The following is a 12,333-nucleotide window of genomic DNA, read 5'->3' as shown; positions in this document are numbered from 1 at the left end:
GGTACTCCTTTCTTGGTGGGGCTACATGCCGAGGCCGCGATTGCGGCCGAAGCTCCAGTCGACGCCGCCGCCCCCGCGCGAGACCCCGGAGACGTGCTGGCCGAGTTGACGTTCGAGGGACGGCGACCAGGGCACGAGCTGGAAGCCGAGCCCGTCGTCGATCATGGCGAAGCGGCCGGAGGCGAGCGCGAAGCGCTGGCGATAGGTGCCCGCCACATACTCGCCCGTTCCGGCCTTCGAGAATGGCCGGCCGGTCTCGGCCGCGAGCTTCTCCCCGAGCGCTTCGACCTCGCGCTGGCGCAAAGTTTCGATCAGCCCCGGCGAGAAGCTGACGCCGCGGGTCTGACGCTCGGCGAGCCCTTGGTGGATAAGATGCTCGGCGCGTCGGTCCATTGCCTGCCGCACCTCCGCGCCAAAGCCGCCTCCACCGAGAGCCACCGGTTCGCGGGCGATAGCCTGCCGGTCGAGCCAGGTGGCGCCGGTCGCATGGACCTGCTGTTCGATATCGAGATCGGATCGAACAGCGAGTGCGACACGGCGGCGGCCCTGCACGTCGTCGAACTTGCGCAGCTCGACGATCGAACCCGGCGCGCTGTCGGCAGCCGCGTCGAGATCGGGGAGCTTAATATGATGGGTTCGCCCGTCGGTGCCGTCGACGACGGCGTAGGCCGTGCCCTTCAGTTCGTCGTCGAGACCGCGATCGACCAGACGCCCGATGACAGGGTCATCGATGCTTTCGCCCGCGAGCACATAGCTCGCGGCGCCACGCTCGATGCCGCGCTCGGTCAGGCCACGATGGATGCGCTTGATGATGTCGCCGCGTTCACCGAGGGCGCGTAGAGTCTTCTCCGCAGTCTCCGACACAACCCATTGACCGGGACCGACCTGATCGGCGAGACCAAGCGTCTCCAGCTTGCGCAGCCTGCCGACCTTCAACGCGTGGAACTCGTCAGGCTTCTGATCGGGACGTGGCGCGAGGTCGACGATGCCGCTGCGATAGCTGTCGCGGGAGATCTGCCGATCGAGATCGGTCCAGCGTTCCGCCTCGACCTGACGTCCGAGGTTACGACGGATCTCCTGCTCGGTGCGGGGCCCCAGTTCCTGGGTGACGAGGTCCTGCGCGCGGGCGCGCATGCCCTCCTTGATGTAGTCGCGGGAGATTACGAGGTCCTGGCTGTCGTCGGTACGTCCCCGCAGGATGATGTGGACATGGGGATTGTCGGTGTTCCAATGATCGACGCCGACCCAGTCGAGCTTGGTGCCGAGGTCCTTTTCCATCTGCCCCATCAGGTCGCGGGCGTATGTCCTGAGGTCGGACATCTCCGTTGCGTCCTCCGGTGAGACGATGAAGCGGAAATGATGGCGGTCGTCCTGGGTTCGCTCAGCGAAGGCCTTGGGATCGGCGTCTCCGGTCTCGGGACCGAACAGCTGGGCCTTCTCCCCGTCCCGGGTAACACCCTCGCGCCTGAGGTAGCTGAGGTGGGCGCTAAGCGGCGCGGCCTTGGCGGTGTGCCGCACGACGCGCGTCTTGAAAACCACGTTGCGCGACCGGCTGGTCAGGAGCCGGTTGGCCTGCACTGTCGCGCGCTGCCCGCGACCGAACCGCGAGCGATTGCTCTTGGTGATCTGGCCGGATCGCGAGACGCGGCCGCCAGCCCGCTGTGCGGCCGCAAGTGCCTGAGCGATGAAGGGCCGTGCCTGTTGCGCGCGGGTCGAGCGGATGCGGCCAGGCCGGATGCGGAAATCGTCCTCGCCGCTCATCGCCAAAGCTCCGCACATCGCGCAAAGCGAAGGAAACACTTGGAAAAATGGCGAATGCGCAGGCTGCGCCGGCAAGGTGCACCTCGCGCAAATGCGCCATAAGCCCCTGAAAACACACGACCGCACCAAGCCGCACATCGCCGGCTTTTATCTCGCCATCTTTCGGTTGTGCTGACTGCTCCCCCTCCGCAGACTGCCCATCTTCCGCCAAGGCACGCCACGGTACGAACGGGTGCGAACGCGGTCATCGCGGTCCCCCGGAAACGCTGCGCGCAACGAAAAGGCCATCGGTGGGCGCAGCGACGGGGCCCTGATCGCGCACCGGTTCCGCCGCCGTGGCGGTGTCCGGCTTGCCGTCAGACTGTAACGGCACGGCAGACTCTCTGCCGGCCGACTGTACGACGAAGAGCGGCGCTCTCGTCCAGGTCAGTGGATCGGCGGCCGCCACCATGACAGGACCGGTCAGTTCACCGCCCCCGACGATGGGGGCGAGCGTCGCGACATAGGCGCGCGTTTCGGCCGGCAATGGGCGGCCGGCGAGATACTCTTCGTAGCGGCCCGGACCCGCGTTGTAGGCCGCCAAAAACCCCGGCGATCCGTAACGGTCGTGCATCTCGCGCAGATATGCAGCACCCGCCAGAATGTTGTCCCGGGGGTCGTAGGGGTTGCCGCCGAGCCGATGCCGGACGCGCAACTCCTCCCACGTGGCGGGCATGATTTGCATCAGGCTCATTGCGCCGGCCGACGAGATCGCGCGCACATCGCCCGCGCTCTCGACGCGCATGACGGCACGTATCCACGTTTCTGGAACGCCAAACCGCTGAGACGCCTCTGCAATGTACGCGCCATAGGGATCGCTGCGTGATGGATGCTCGACCTGCGCCTGCTGGGCGTAGGCAGTGCTCGCGGCGGATCCGGCGAGGACCAGGCCGGAAAGGAGAAGGAGAGCTGCACGTCGGAGGGCGATCCTCCCTCCGACGACAGGTTTGATGCGTGTGGCGGGCATCGTTCAGTCCCGCTCGCCGCGCTTTGGCGGGCGGTTCCAGTGTAGGGCCCAGGCGGACTTGTCGTCGGCCGACTGGAACAGGTTGGCGCGGATCGGATGTTCGAAGGTCGGATCGTCAAGCTGCAGCGAGACGTATTCGCCGGCCTTCTCGCCGGTGCGCTTCCAGCCTGCGCCGATCTCCGCGCCGGTCTCGTTGCTCATGGTGTCGAGCACATGAACGCGATAGTCCGGCGCGTTCTCGGCATCGGACGGCTCGGCCGCGACGACGATGATGTCCTGGTGCAGGGAAAGTGTCGTCAGATGGCCGATGAAGCCATCATTCTCGCGCATGAATTGACCGATCACGGGCATTGGTCGTCTCCTTCAGGTTGCGGTGGACAGGGTCATGGGCTCGCCGTCACCGCGTCGGCGCGCGCCAGACGAAGCGGCCATCGCCGTCCTCGTCGGTGTAGAGAGGGGTGGCCCGGCCGATCACGGCGGTGGCCGGAAGCGGGCCGAAGTAGCGGCCGTCGAGGCTGTCGCGGACCTGCCAGTTCATCAGGAACAACTCGCCAGCTGCGACCAAGCGGCAGCCCTGCCAAACGGGGAGCGGGCGACCGCGACGATCGCGATCGAGGGCGTCGCCGATCGGCACGCCGTCGACCGTGATGGCGAGCCCGGTCCGGCAAACCCGTTGACCCGGGAGCGCGGCGACGCGCTTCAAGAGCGGCACGCCGCGTGGCAGGTAGTCGCCATCGGACAGGAATGTCGCGAGCGGCTCGGGCGCGTCGACCGCCACCAGATCGGTCACGTCGAGGGCGCGCACATCGCCGATCGTGTAGAAGCCGACCGGCGTGCTGGCTGAAGCGTTCCAGATGAGGCGCGGCGCGAATGAGGCGATCGAGGCGAGGCCTAGAAGCGACACCGCCGCCGTTGTGGCGATGGCGTAGGAGAGCCGCGTCATGCGCCGATCTCCTGGCGCAGGAGAAAGGCGCGATGCTGCCGAAGACCATAAGCGCGTGGCGTTTCGCCGACGGTCATTCGGTTGTGGACGTGGCGCCAATGGTCCGGCGAGACCTCGATCGGCTCGATGCCGCGCGCCTCAATGGCGTCGATGAGCTGGAGCATGCGCTCCACCTTCGGCCAGCCGTCGACGCGCAAGAGGATGTCCGCTCCGGGCGTGACGGTCGGCATCGTCTGGCATGGCGCAGCAGGCTCAACAGCGCGCAGGATGTCGAGGCGCGAGAGCACGGTCCCGTGCTCATTCGCGGCCCATCGGACCAGCGCAAAGATGCTTCCCGGAGGGAAGAAGAGGATGCGTCGGCGCCGGTCGAGGATCTGTTCGCGTAGCTCGTGACCGAACCGTATCCAGTGCTCCGTTCGCTTCTCGACCCAAGTAAGTTCGACCTGGGTGAAAGCTTCTGGCGGCGGCTCGGCGGCAGCGCGGCCGACGCGCATTGGCGCGGCGACATGGCCGGTCATGATCCTTCTCCTGACGGGGGTGGGAATTGGCGCTCGAACAGCGCGCGCAGCATTTCGGCGACGGTCTGCCCGCGCTGGAAGGCGGCGATCTTGATGCGGCCGCGCATATCCGCAGTCACGTCGATCGTCAGTCGCGCCGAGAAGTCCTCGCCGGCTTGTGCGCGCGGGGTGTGGCGCTCGGGCGCCTTGATCCAGCTCTCCGGATCGGCCGGACGCGCCGCGAAGCTGCGTTTTGGGGACCGCGCGCTCATGCGCCGATCCTCGCGACTTCCGCCGCGAGCGCGGCGATCTCGCGCGCGCCAGGGCAATCCTCGTCCTGCTCGGCGGCGAGCCGGCCGGTCTGCACGACATCGGCGAAGACGATGCGCTGGCCGATCGTGGTCGAGAGCAAGGGCGGGTCGTGATCCGCGAGCGTTTCGGCGGTCTCGCGCGCCAACACGGTGCGAGCCGCGCACCGGTTCAGCACGAAGCGGGCGGCGAGTTGCGGGCGGTAGATGCGTGCCTCGCCGAGCAGCGAGAGCATTTCGGCGGAGGCCCAGCCATCGAGCGGCGACGGCTGCACCGGAATCATCACGAGATCGGCCGCGAGCAGCGCCGAGCGCATCAGCCCAGCGACGCGCGGCGGGCCGTCGATGACGACATGGTCAACGTCGCGGGCCAACTCCGGCGCTTCGCGGTGGAGCGTGTCGCGGGCCAGGCCGACGACACCGAACAGCCGCTCCAACCCCTCTCGGTTGCGCTGCTGCGACCAGTCGAGCGCCGAACCCTGGGGGTCGGCGTCGATCAGCGTCACGCGCTGTCCACGGCGAGCCCATTCGCCGGCGAGGTGCAGGGCGAGCGTCGTTTTCCCGACGCCGCCCTTCTGGTTGAGCAGTGCGACGATCATGACGGTCTCCCGGCGATCGGGGACTCGTCCACAGCGGCCGAAAAGCACGGTCGCGTTAGAAAGATTCCGTAGGAATCTAGGTTAGATAAGTTACAGGGCTTGCAAGTCGCTGATTCAGCGCGAGGATTCGTCGAATCCGGTCCCCGATAGCACGAGACTTCGGTCCTCGATGGCACGATAGTGCCGGTCCCCGATAGCACGAGACGATTCACAGCTTATCCCCAGGGCGAGTTTTCGAGCGGCGACGGCGGCGCGGAATGCCAAGCGCGTCGGGATCGGTGGGTGCGAAGGACAGGATGTCGGGACCGCCGACGCACCGCTCGATGGTGAGCTGATACCCAGGGAGCGGCTGCCGGCGGACGATCTCGCGGAGGTCGTAGGCAAAGTGCTTGAGCGGCGAGAGGCTACCCGACTTTGCATGGAGGTGCGGAAAGTCGAAGCTCCAGCCGAACTCCTGCTTGCCGCCGTGCTTGCGCACCAAGCGGTACAGCCAGCGCTCCAGCCCTCCGGTCAGGCCGAAGTAGTTGCGGTCAATGGTGAGCACCAGCGCGTCGTCGAGCACCGAGCTGTAAAACCAGTCGGGAACGATGAGTTCGAGGCCGAGCGGCCTGCCGCGTTGGTCGGCTCGTTCCTTCCACTCGTTGATCCAGGAGAACCGGTGCATCCGCCGCTCTGTCGGCTGGCGGATCGAGGTCGCGACGGTAGTCGACTGCAGTCGGTCGAGTGCGGCCTTGAGCCGATCGTAATCCCGCAGCGATACGCCGCGGCCGATGAAGTTCAGGATTTCATACGGGGTCGTGGCCATCAGCCGCGATGGCTGGAGCCCCACGTCGCGAGCCTCGACGATCTGTGAGGCGGCCCAGATGAGGATGTCGGCGTCCCAGATCGTCGCCATGCCATGCTCGGGCACTGCCTCGACACGGATCTTGACCGAGCCGGCCTTGAAGTCGATCGGCGCAAGCCGCTTCGACTTGGCGAGGGAGAAGAACGGATAGGCCATCAGGTCCTGCGCATCGCGAGGCGCCAGGTCACCGGGCAGCGCCCGGAAGAGGTCGAGTTGCGCTCGCTCGTCGCTGCGTTGATGGCGGGACGACATCACGGAGACCGGATCAGCGAAGGCCGGAAGTGCCGGCGTTGCGGCCTTGGGAGGCCGCAGCTTTCGCAGGAGCGACGATGCCGCCACGCGGATCCGAGGTGGAGGTCACCAAGCCGCGATCGGCCCACGCCTGCAGGTCGGTCAGCGAATAGACCACCCGTCCACCGAGCTTCCGGTAGGTCGGTCCGGTGCCATATGTTCGGTGCTTTTCGAGCGTGCGCTCCGACAGCCCGAGAAAGCGCGCGGCTTCCTCTGTCCTGAGGTAGCGTGGCGGCATGGGGGCGGCCGTTTCGTCCATGATCGAACCTCCGTGGTTTCGCGGCGCCTGCCTCGGACAGGCGGCGGATTGCGGTCACGGTGGCGCGATTGCGGCGGTCGGCACGATGTCGAAGTAAAGGAGATAAGTTCGACACCCCTTGGGGCGTCAGCGGTCTCGGCGTGGCCGGCGCAAGATCGAACGATAGCCGCCCTGGACGAGCTTCGCGCCGTCTCTAGCCAGGCGAATGGTCGTCTCGCGGATTGCGCTGCCTACCCACGAGGCTGCGTCGTGATCATGTTTGGGAAAGACGGCGTCGGCGATTGCACGATACGTCGCTCCGGATGCCCGACCGTCGAGGACGCGCAGCATTTCGCGCGCCCGCTTTTGTCGGGATCGGGTGATACGCGGATCCGGCGGGACGGTTTTTCCAGCGAGAGCCGCCCAAAAACGAGCCAGCGTGCTCAGGCGGTCGGGCGTAAGCTCATCAAGAAGGACCATGGCCGCGAGACTTCCGGCACCGTCGCGCAGAGAAGCGTCGAAAATTTCGCCCCGGATCTGAAGGCGCAGCATCTCGCCATCGATGCCATTTATGGCCTGCGCCCTGATGAAATCGTCAAGTGAGGGAGGCGTGTGAGCCGTCGGGATTTTGCCGAGGACGACGATCGATGGATCGAAGTGGGCGTCCCAATAGACTGGAGAGACGATTGCAGATGCAGAAGGATCTGCCGGGAAATCGCAACCCCCATCGGGATGTAAACTCCCGGGTCAGTTCTTCGGTGTTGTCGCCTGCCTGGAGGAATTCGTCGTATGATCGCCGGTACTCGGTGTTTCTCCGCAAAAACTCCCAGGCGAGATCTCCGGGAGACAGAGCATCGACATAGTCGTAAGCGGCCTCTGACCGCCAAGAATCTTCTTCAGACATCCTCCACAGCCTCCGCAGTTTTAGCGCGCGAATTGAGCTGCGGACACGATTCCAAGTTGTGTGGGGGCTGGGAATAACGAAGGCGGAGCAACGTGATGCGAAACCTGCATCACGTTCAGTTCACGCGGCCGGCCAGCAAACCGCTATAGCCGTTCTTCGTCATCCACTTTGCGCGCGCGAGATGCGAGCGGTGAACGCGCTCGGCACGCTCGGGCTCGGCGTTGACCGAAATCCCGAAAATCGTCTCGACGACGTCCGCCCAGGAAGCGCCTTGCGCTTCGGCATCCAGCAAACGCAGGTAAAGCTTCACATTGGCCGCGTCATAGGCGGTCGGCGTCGCGCTGCTTGGCGGTTCATCAAGAAATAAGTTTGTAGTCACGGCGTTCCCCGGCGCGGATATCCATCCATACTGGAGCATTTTGTTAACGATGTTACGAGCGAGCTTCTAGCGCAACCCGATGAGAGGGGCGTTTGCGAGTTCGCTCCTCGCGTGCCGTTAGCCTTGCCCTTTGCGATCAACCACCATCACTCCCACACCACGGTCGGAGCTCAGGAACACGACGCCACTCTGTTCGAAAGCGCGCCTAACCTCATCCCGCGTGCTCTCGTACACCTCGAGGCCACTGGCCGACTCGAGGCGCTTGAGGGCGGTCAGAGATACGCGAGCCTTGTCAGCGAGCGTCTCCTGTGTCCAACCCAGCAACGCGCGCGCGGCCCGTGATTGTCGGGCGGTGATCATGCATGATCACCTCCCACTCGGACCTACGCGCACGCCAGAACTACGACTATAATAGTCGCCCTATGCCAGTTTGGCCACCGCAAAGCCGATCGGGGAAACGTCAGCTGATTCGGTTGCCAGAAAGCTGAAAGGCCCCGACCTTCCGGCCGGGGCCTTGCGCGGAGGCCTCAGTCGCCGCGCCGCCCGCTCGGGCGGGACCAGATCAGCGAGAAGGTGTCGCCGTCCTCGTCGTCGAAGAGGTTGGCGTAGATCGGGGCGTTGAAGCTCGGATCGTCGAGCTTGAGGCCGAGATAGTCGCGGCCCTCGTTGGAGCGCTTCGACCAGGCGGCGCCGATCTCGGCGCGGCCCACCAGGACGCGGTGGCTGGGAGCGTTCTCGCCGGTGGCGCGGGTATCGGGGACGATGCGCACGCCCTTGGCCTGGACGCTGAGGGTGACGATTTCGCCGGTGAACTCGTTCGAGTCGGTCTTCTTGAAGGTGCCGATGGTCGCCATTGTAATTCTCCGTTTTCCGTTTCCGAGCCCGCACCATTGCGGCCTCGATGGCGATCGGCAGGCCGGAGGCGGTCGACGGCGCACCCCGAAGGGGCCTGACAGCTTAGGAGGGCTTTCTTGTCTCGCGAGGAATGACGGCGCAGCCGGCAGGGGAAGAAAGTTCGACGCGGCTGTTGTGTCATAGGCGATCGAGGCGAAGCCGTACTTCGGCCAGATCAGGCCATTAAAGAGGCCGTTTGGAGCGGTCTAGGCACGGTCAGATAACGGAGAAGATGGCGACTCTCCCGCATCGGCAAGTTGGCGCAGGGCGTGCGTAGCAGCTTCGTTCCCCATCTACAGGCATCGCTCCAGCATCTCCGTCGACTGCCACCGGGAGCGTCTCAGCCTTCGGTGCACGAACGGATGCGCTGCCGGTGTTGCCCAAAGCGCTCCCCCGCGGGCTGCTTTTCGGGGCGATGAACAATCAGCACCCACCGCTTCATCTGCAACCTCGGAGGCTACGAGGATATGCTTTGTCTTGTGCTGTTCCGATCCGCCGGAACGACTTCGACAAAGATTATGCCCGAGTAAGGCCCGGGCTGGATGGGCTGGGAGTCGCCACTAGTCCAGCGACCCGGAGGAAGGCGGTGATCCCGACCGCGACGGCCCCGAAGATCGAAAACGCCATCTGCCACGCTTCCGACGGCATCAGGTGCTTCACGATGCCATGGTGGCATGAAAACCCGCGATCGCCGCCGGGGCGACGAAGGCGATCGCCACGACGAGTTTCAGCCACATCGGGCGGACGAAGGCGATCAGGAGGTGCCCGATGGCGAGCGTCATCGCCGCCGCGAGCGCGCCCACGACGACAGCGCCGGCAATGCCGGCGCCGCCTTCGTTGGCCCAGGCGCCCGTCGTCACGCCGACGAAGGCGGGCAGAGTGAAAACGGCCAAGGTGAACACCAGCCAGCAGAGCAGGCCGACGGCGAAGAGGGATGCGAGTATGGCAAGGATGATCATGGCAGTGGTTTCCAATCGTTCATGGCTGACGATCGCGCCTCCACCACCACCACAGCGCGCCTGAAGTATAGCGAATGACAAGCCGGGACGGGAGCGGAAATCCTGCCGGACTTCCGCTTGCGGCCGTGAAGCCTTGCCCGCGATCAGCGGGCGAAGGGATCAACCTCATGGACGATCGCGGCGAGTTCGCCGTCATATTCGCCCGCGGGCATGACACCCATGCTGCCGTCGCCCGCCTGGAAGATGACAATCGAGACCATCAGGGTGGTGGCGAGGCTGAAGGCGAAGGCGTGAGCTTGATTGAGGGACATCTGCTGGGCTCCTGCTGGAGCGGGGGACCATCCCCCGCCGACAGGCGCCCGAAGTGTTCGGCCGTGGACTGCAATCACCGCGCAGGCGCAGCCGCAGCGGCGGCATGCTCGCATAGCCGACCCTTCATGGGTTGATGGCGACAAGTCCGCGGCTGGACCAAGGATCAGCGCTGATAGGCGGAGGTGGTCTTCGCGTCGGGAGACCCGTTTTACAGTCTCGACGCTGCTTTCGACTCAGCCTCGCGTCGTGTCCTCAGATGGCTTCATTTGCGCTATGCTCTTGGCGGCAAGTGTAGAGTCGCGAAGGGCTGGACGATGGCGGAGTTCACAGGACGTAATCTGCACCTCGTGAAAAAGGCTTTGACGATCGCTGTGCTGGCGATTGAGCGGCAGCCGGGCCCCTTCCAGTCGTCTTCGGACCAAGCGGATATGAAAGCGCTCCTCGACGCGTTGATCGAAAACGACACCGAGCTTGCCTTCTACGCGCGATCCGCCCGTATCGCAGTGACAGGCGAGCCAGACTGAACGTGGGGTTGCCGATGACGGAGACGCTCGCTTTCCAGAAGCGACACAAGGACGGAAGCTTGTGGGTCGTCGGCCAGACGATGGAGGGACAACCTACCGGATACTGGGAGTGGTTTCGCCGCGACGGTTCGAAGCTGCGGTCCGGCTACTTTGAAGACGGTCAGCAAGTCGGTGATTGGACCACGTATGATCGCTCCGGGTGCGTCTACAAAGTCACGAAGATGAAGCGCTAGGCAGCGGCCCATGCGTGGCGGCGCTCACGCGCCGCCGTGCTTCCAAACCGGAATGCCGAGCTTCTTGGCCTTGTCGGCGAGGTTGTCATTTATGCCCGTGCCCGGGAAGTGCAGCACGCCCTTCGGCACGATATCGAGCATCTGGTCATTCCGCTTGAACGGTGCCGATCGTCCGTGCTTGGTCCAATCGGGTGCAAAGCCGATTTGCGGAACGTTGCGGTTCGATGCCCAGAGCGAGGCGATCCTCTCGGCACCCTTTGGCGACTTTCCATGGACCAGAACCATGCCGGCGTGCTTGGCGTGAACCTGATCGAGCTTTGCCCAGATAAGCTGGTGATCATTGAAGTCGAGGCCGCCGGTGACGATGATCTTGGGACCGGGCGGAAGTAGTACTTCCTGATCGGCGCGCTTCTTCGCCATGAGAAAGTCGCGGCTGTCGATCATCGCCGAAGTCAGATTGCGATGGTTGACCTTCGATCCGCTGCGCGGGAGCCAAGGCTTGCCGACGTGGCGTTCGTAGTGTTCGGCGGCCTGGTCGCGCATCAGCTCGAAGGCGTTCTGGCGCTCTATCAGCGTGATCCCCTCTGCGATCAGGCGCTCCAGTTCGACCGATTTCACCTCGCTGCCGTCCTGTTCGCGCTGCGCCCGCTTCTGGGACTGCTCATTGTCATCCAGTTCGCGGCCGATCCGGTCGGTGGCGCGGTGGAAGACGTTCACGGTCGACCAGAGGAGATCGTCGAGGTCAGGTTCGAGACGCGTGTCTGCCAGGGTGCCGATCAGAGCGTCGAAGATGTCGGCGACGGCGCCCGCGGCCTGATTGCCGTCCGGCAGAAGCCGCTGGTCGGGCTCGTCGGTGAAGGGGCGGTACCCGTGGAGTTGCAGTTCGTTGAGGACATGGTCGGTGGGTGACGATTCGTGATGCGGTTCGTAGTCGTCGTGCTCGCGCATGGGATGCTCCGTCGGTTGGACCGCGACCGTCGCGGCCTTCATGGCGACGAAGCCCGCAGGCCGGACGACCGGGCACCCGGAGCGAAAGCGTAGGGCTCGATGGCTAAGGCCGGCTATTTTGCCTCGCGATGGAAAGCGGCCTCTCGGCCGCGCCGGAAAATAGTCGGCCGCCGCCATTGCCCGGTTGGCCGGCCTGTGGGCCGATCGCCCTCTCGAAGGCCGAGGCGCGGGCCCCCTCCGATGGAATGATGCATCCGCCGAGCACGGCGGCGAACCTCACGCCCGTTCTCCTGCCGGCTATGCCGCCAACGCCATGAAGCGCGCGACGTCCTGCGGCGCGACCTGCAACCGGGCTTCCACGCTCAATGCGTCCAGGCCGAGGTTGCGCAGATCCTCGTTGAAGTCGCCCAGCTGCGGCGAGATGACAATCGCCTCGATCCCGGCCGCGTCGGCCCGTTCGATGAGGGTGTCGCGCGCAGCGTCACCGGCCGGATCGTTGTCGCGGACGATGTAGAGCCGCCGCAGTGTGTCGGGGAACAGGATTGCAGCGAGATGGGCCGCGGAGAGCGCCGCCAGCATAGGCATGTCGGGAAGGACCTGACGAAGCGACAGGACGGTCTCGATGCCTTCGCCCGCCGCTATCACATCGCTGCCTATGCCGAAGCGGACCGCGTTGCCGAGAAGATCGCCCAT

Annotated in this window: 20 protein-coding genes; 2 read left to right on the top strand and 18 right to left on the bottom strand. The window is 65.2% G+C overall.

Annotation, left to right across the window (positions count from 1 at the left end; all coding sequences use genetic code 11):
* Positions 1 to 21: 21 nt before the first annotated feature.
* The 16 genes from BHQ40_RS06925 to BHQ40_RS26120 form a co-directional block, all read right to left on the bottom strand.
* The gene (locus BHQ40_RS06925) at positions 22 to 1,761 is read right to left on the bottom strand and encodes a relaxase/mobilization nuclease domain-containing protein (RefSeq protein ID WP_024350830.1); all 1,740 of its coding nucleotides are present in this window, start codon (positions 1,759 to 1,761) and stop codon (positions 22 to 24) included.
* 244 nt (positions 1,762 to 2,005) lie between these two features.
* Positions 2,006 to 2,767 carry a lytic transglycosylase domain-containing protein gene (locus tag BHQ40_RS06920; protein WP_024350831.1) on the bottom strand — a complete coding sequence of 254 codons (762 nt, stop codon included), beginning with the start codon at positions 2,765 to 2,767 and terminating at the stop codon, positions 2,006 to 2,008.
* Positions 2,768 to 2,770: 3 nt separating this feature from the next.
* Positions 2,771 to 3,118: a DUF736 domain-containing protein gene (locus BHQ40_RS06915; protein WP_024350832.1), complete on the bottom strand. Its 348-nt coding sequence runs from the start codon at positions 3,116 to 3,118 to the stop codon at positions 2,771 to 2,773.
* Between the two features lie 46 nt (positions 3,119 to 3,164).
* Positions 3,165 to 3,710, bottom strand: coding sequence for a S26 family signal peptidase (locus BHQ40_RS06910; protein ID WP_024350833.1), 546 nt, complete (start codon positions 3,708 to 3,710; stop codon positions 3,165 to 3,167).
* Positions 3,707 to 4,228, bottom strand: coding sequence for a DUF2840 domain-containing protein (locus tag BHQ40_RS06905; protein ID WP_024350834.1), 522 nt, complete (start codon positions 4,226 to 4,228; stop codon positions 3,707 to 3,709). Before BHQ40_RS06905 ends, BHQ40_RS06910 begins: the two co-directional genes overlap by 4 nt.
* Positions 4,225 to 4,479, bottom strand: coding sequence for a hypothetical protein (locus BHQ40_RS06900; protein ID WP_024350835.1), 255 nt, complete (start codon positions 4,477 to 4,479; stop codon positions 4,225 to 4,227). Before BHQ40_RS06900 ends, BHQ40_RS06905 begins: the two co-directional genes overlap by 4 nt.
* Positions 4,476 to 5,114 carry a ParA family partition ATPase gene (gene parA / locus BHQ40_RS06895; RefSeq protein ID WP_024350836.1) on the bottom strand — a complete coding sequence of 213 codons (639 nt, stop codon included), beginning with the start codon at positions 5,112 to 5,114 and terminating at the stop codon, positions 4,476 to 4,478. Before parA ends, BHQ40_RS06900 begins: the two co-directional genes overlap by 4 nt.
* A gap of 208 nt (positions 5,115 to 5,322) precedes the next feature.
* Positions 5,323 to 6,210: a replication initiator protein A gene (locus BHQ40_RS06890; RefSeq protein WP_024350837.1), complete on the bottom strand. Its 888-nt coding sequence runs from the start codon at positions 6,208 to 6,210 to the stop codon at positions 5,323 to 5,325.
* Positions 6,211 to 6,223: 13 nt separating this feature from the next.
* Positions 6,224 to 6,508, bottom strand: coding sequence for a helix-turn-helix transcriptional regulator (locus BHQ40_RS06885; RefSeq protein ID WP_024350838.1), 285 nt, complete (start codon positions 6,506 to 6,508; stop codon positions 6,224 to 6,226).
* Positions 6,509 to 6,634: 126 nt separating this feature from the next.
* Complete coding sequence (locus BHQ40_RS24960) at positions 6,635 to 6,967, bottom strand: DUF2285 domain-containing protein (RefSeq protein WP_234905396.1); 333 nt, start codon at positions 6,965 to 6,967, stop codon at positions 6,635 to 6,637.
* A 115-nt stretch (positions 6,968 to 7,082) separates the two neighbouring features.
* Complete coding sequence (locus BHQ40_RS26930; protein ID WP_354320922.1) at positions 7,083 to 7,391, bottom strand: transcriptional regulator domain-containing protein; 309 nt, start codon at positions 7,389 to 7,391, stop codon at positions 7,083 to 7,085.
* 115 nt (positions 7,392 to 7,506) lie between these two features.
* Positions 7,507 to 7,770, bottom strand: coding sequence for a DNA -binding domain-containing protein (locus BHQ40_RS06875; protein ID WP_024350840.1), 264 nt, complete (start codon positions 7,768 to 7,770; stop codon positions 7,507 to 7,509).
* A 117-nt stretch (positions 7,771 to 7,887) separates the two neighbouring features.
* Entirely contained in the window at positions 7,888 to 8,130 is a 243-nt protein-coding gene (locus BHQ40_RS06870) for a helix-turn-helix domain-containing protein (protein WP_024350841.1), read from the bottom strand.
* 167 nt (positions 8,131 to 8,297) lie between these two features.
* Positions 8,298 to 8,624, bottom strand: a complete 327-nt coding sequence (locus tag BHQ40_RS06865; protein ID WP_024350842.1) for a DUF736 domain-containing protein — start codon at positions 8,622 to 8,624, stop codon at positions 8,298 to 8,300.
* 696 nt (positions 8,625 to 9,320) lie between these two features.
* Positions 9,321 to 9,623 (bottom strand): hypothetical protein, encoded by a 303-nt coding sequence (locus BHQ40_RS06860; protein ID WP_354320919.1) that lies wholly within the window; start codon positions 9,621 to 9,623, stop codon positions 9,321 to 9,323.
* A gap of 143 nt (positions 9,624 to 9,766) precedes the next feature.
* Entirely contained in the window at positions 9,767 to 9,934 is a 168-nt protein-coding gene (locus tag BHQ40_RS26120) for a hypothetical protein (protein WP_167522629.1), read from the bottom strand.
* A gap of 315 nt (positions 9,935 to 10,249) precedes the next feature.
* Here BHQ40_RS26120 and BHQ40_RS06855 point away from each other — a divergent pair, with 315 nt between their 5' ends.
* Both BHQ40_RS06855 and BHQ40_RS06850 read left to right on the top strand, forming a co-directional pair.
* Positions 10,250 to 10,459: a hypothetical protein gene (locus tag BHQ40_RS06855; RefSeq protein WP_024350844.1), complete on the top strand. Its 210-nt coding sequence runs from the start codon at positions 10,250 to 10,252 to the stop codon at positions 10,457 to 10,459.
* A 14-nt stretch (positions 10,460 to 10,473) separates the two neighbouring features.
* The gene (locus BHQ40_RS06850) at positions 10,474 to 10,692 is read left to right on the top strand and encodes a toxin-antitoxin system YwqK family antitoxin (RefSeq protein ID WP_024350845.1); all 219 of its coding nucleotides are present in this window, start codon (positions 10,474 to 10,476) and stop codon (positions 10,690 to 10,692) included.
* A gap of 24 nt (positions 10,693 to 10,716) precedes the next feature.
* Here the strand turns inward: BHQ40_RS06850 and BHQ40_RS06845 are convergent, their stop codons facing one another.
* Complete coding sequence (locus BHQ40_RS06845) at positions 10,717 to 11,640, bottom strand: DUF2493 domain-containing protein (protein WP_024350846.1); 924 nt, start codon at positions 11,638 to 11,640, stop codon at positions 10,717 to 10,719.
* A gap of 297 nt (positions 11,641 to 11,937) precedes the next feature.
* Positions 11,938 to 12,333 (bottom strand): toprim domain-containing protein (locus BHQ40_RS06840; RefSeq protein ID WP_083276752.1); only part of this gene is annotated, 396 nt, incomplete at its 5' end.

It is taken from the genome of Sphingobium phenoxybenzoativorans (genome assembly GCF_001757355.1).
In the GTDB taxonomy this organism is placed as follows: domain Bacteria; phylum Pseudomonadota; class Alphaproteobacteria; order Sphingomonadales; family Sphingomonadaceae; genus Sphingobium; species Sphingobium phenoxybenzoativorans.
This window is presented reverse-complemented; position numbering and strand designations above follow the sequence as displayed.

What these genes read in the sequence shown, in the direction of transcription:
- BHQ40_RS06915 (WP_024350832.1), bottom strand. Translation starts at nt 3,118, where the DNA reads ATGCCCGTGATCGGTCAATTCATGCGCGAGAATGATGGCTTCATCGGC.
- BHQ40_RS06855 (WP_024350844.1), top strand. Translation starts at nt 10,250, where the DNA reads ATGGCGGAGTTCACAGGACGTAATCTGCACCTCGTGAAAAAGGCTTTG.
- BHQ40_RS06885 (WP_024350838.1), bottom strand. Translation starts at nt 6,508, where the DNA reads ATGGACGAAACGGCCGCCCCCATGCCGCCACGCTACCTCAGGACAGAG.
- BHQ40_RS06865 (WP_024350842.1), bottom strand. Translation starts at nt 8,624, where the DNA reads ATGGCGACCATCGGCACCTTCAAGAAGACCGACTCGAACGAGTTCACC.
- BHQ40_RS06850 (WP_024350845.1), top strand. Translation starts at nt 10,474, where the DNA reads ATGACGGAGACGCTCGCTTTCCAGAAGCGACACAAGGACGGAAGCTTG.
- parA (WP_024350836.1), bottom strand. Translation starts at nt 5,114, where the DNA reads ATGATCGTCGCACTGCTCAACCAGAAGGGCGGCGTCGGGAAAACGACG.
- BHQ40_RS24960 (WP_234905396.1), bottom strand. Translation starts at nt 6,967, where the DNA reads ATGGTCCTTCTTGATGAGCTTACGCCCGACCGCCTGAGCACGCTGGCT.
- BHQ40_RS06890 (WP_024350837.1), bottom strand. Translation starts at nt 6,210, where the DNA reads ATGTCGTCCCGCCATCAACGCAGCGACGAGCGAGCGCAACTCGACCTC.
- BHQ40_RS06910 (WP_024350833.1), bottom strand. Translation starts at nt 3,710, where the DNA reads ATGACGCGGCTCTCCTACGCCATCGCCACAACGGCGGCGGTGTCGCTT.
- BHQ40_RS06860 (WP_354320919.1), bottom strand. Translation starts at nt 9,623, where the DNA reads ATGATCATCCTTGCCATACTCGCATCCCTCTTCGCCGTCGGCCTGCTC.
- BHQ40_RS26930 (WP_354320922.1), bottom strand. Translation starts at nt 7,391, where the DNA reads ATGTCTGAAGAAGATTCTTGGCGGTCAGAGGCCGCTTACGACTATGTC.
- BHQ40_RS06845 (WP_024350846.1), bottom strand. Translation starts at nt 11,640, where the DNA reads ATGCGCGAGCACGACGACTACGAACCGCATCACGAATCGTCACCCACC.
- BHQ40_RS06870 (WP_024350841.1), bottom strand. Translation starts at nt 8,130, where the DNA reads ATGATCACCGCCCGACAATCACGGGCCGCGCGCGCGTTGCTGGGTTGG.
- BHQ40_RS06905 (WP_024350834.1), bottom strand. Translation starts at nt 4,228, where the DNA reads ATGACCGGCCATGTCGCCGCGCCAATGCGCGTCGGCCGCGCTGCCGCC.
- BHQ40_RS06900 (WP_024350835.1), bottom strand. Translation starts at nt 4,479, where the DNA reads ATGAGCGCGCGGTCCCCAAAACGCAGCTTCGCGGCGCGTCCGGCCGAT.
- BHQ40_RS06920 (WP_024350831.1), bottom strand. Translation starts at nt 2,767, where the DNA reads ATGCCCGCCACACGCATCAAACCTGTCGTCGGAGGGAGGATCGCCCTC.
- BHQ40_RS26120 (WP_167522629.1), bottom strand. Translation starts at nt 9,934, where the DNA reads ATGTCCCTCAATCAAGCTCACGCCTTCGCCTTCAGCCTCGCCACCACC.
- BHQ40_RS06925 (WP_024350830.1), bottom strand. Translation starts at nt 1,761, where the DNA reads ATGAGCGGCGAGGACGATTTCCGCATCCGGCCTGGCCGCATCCGCTCG.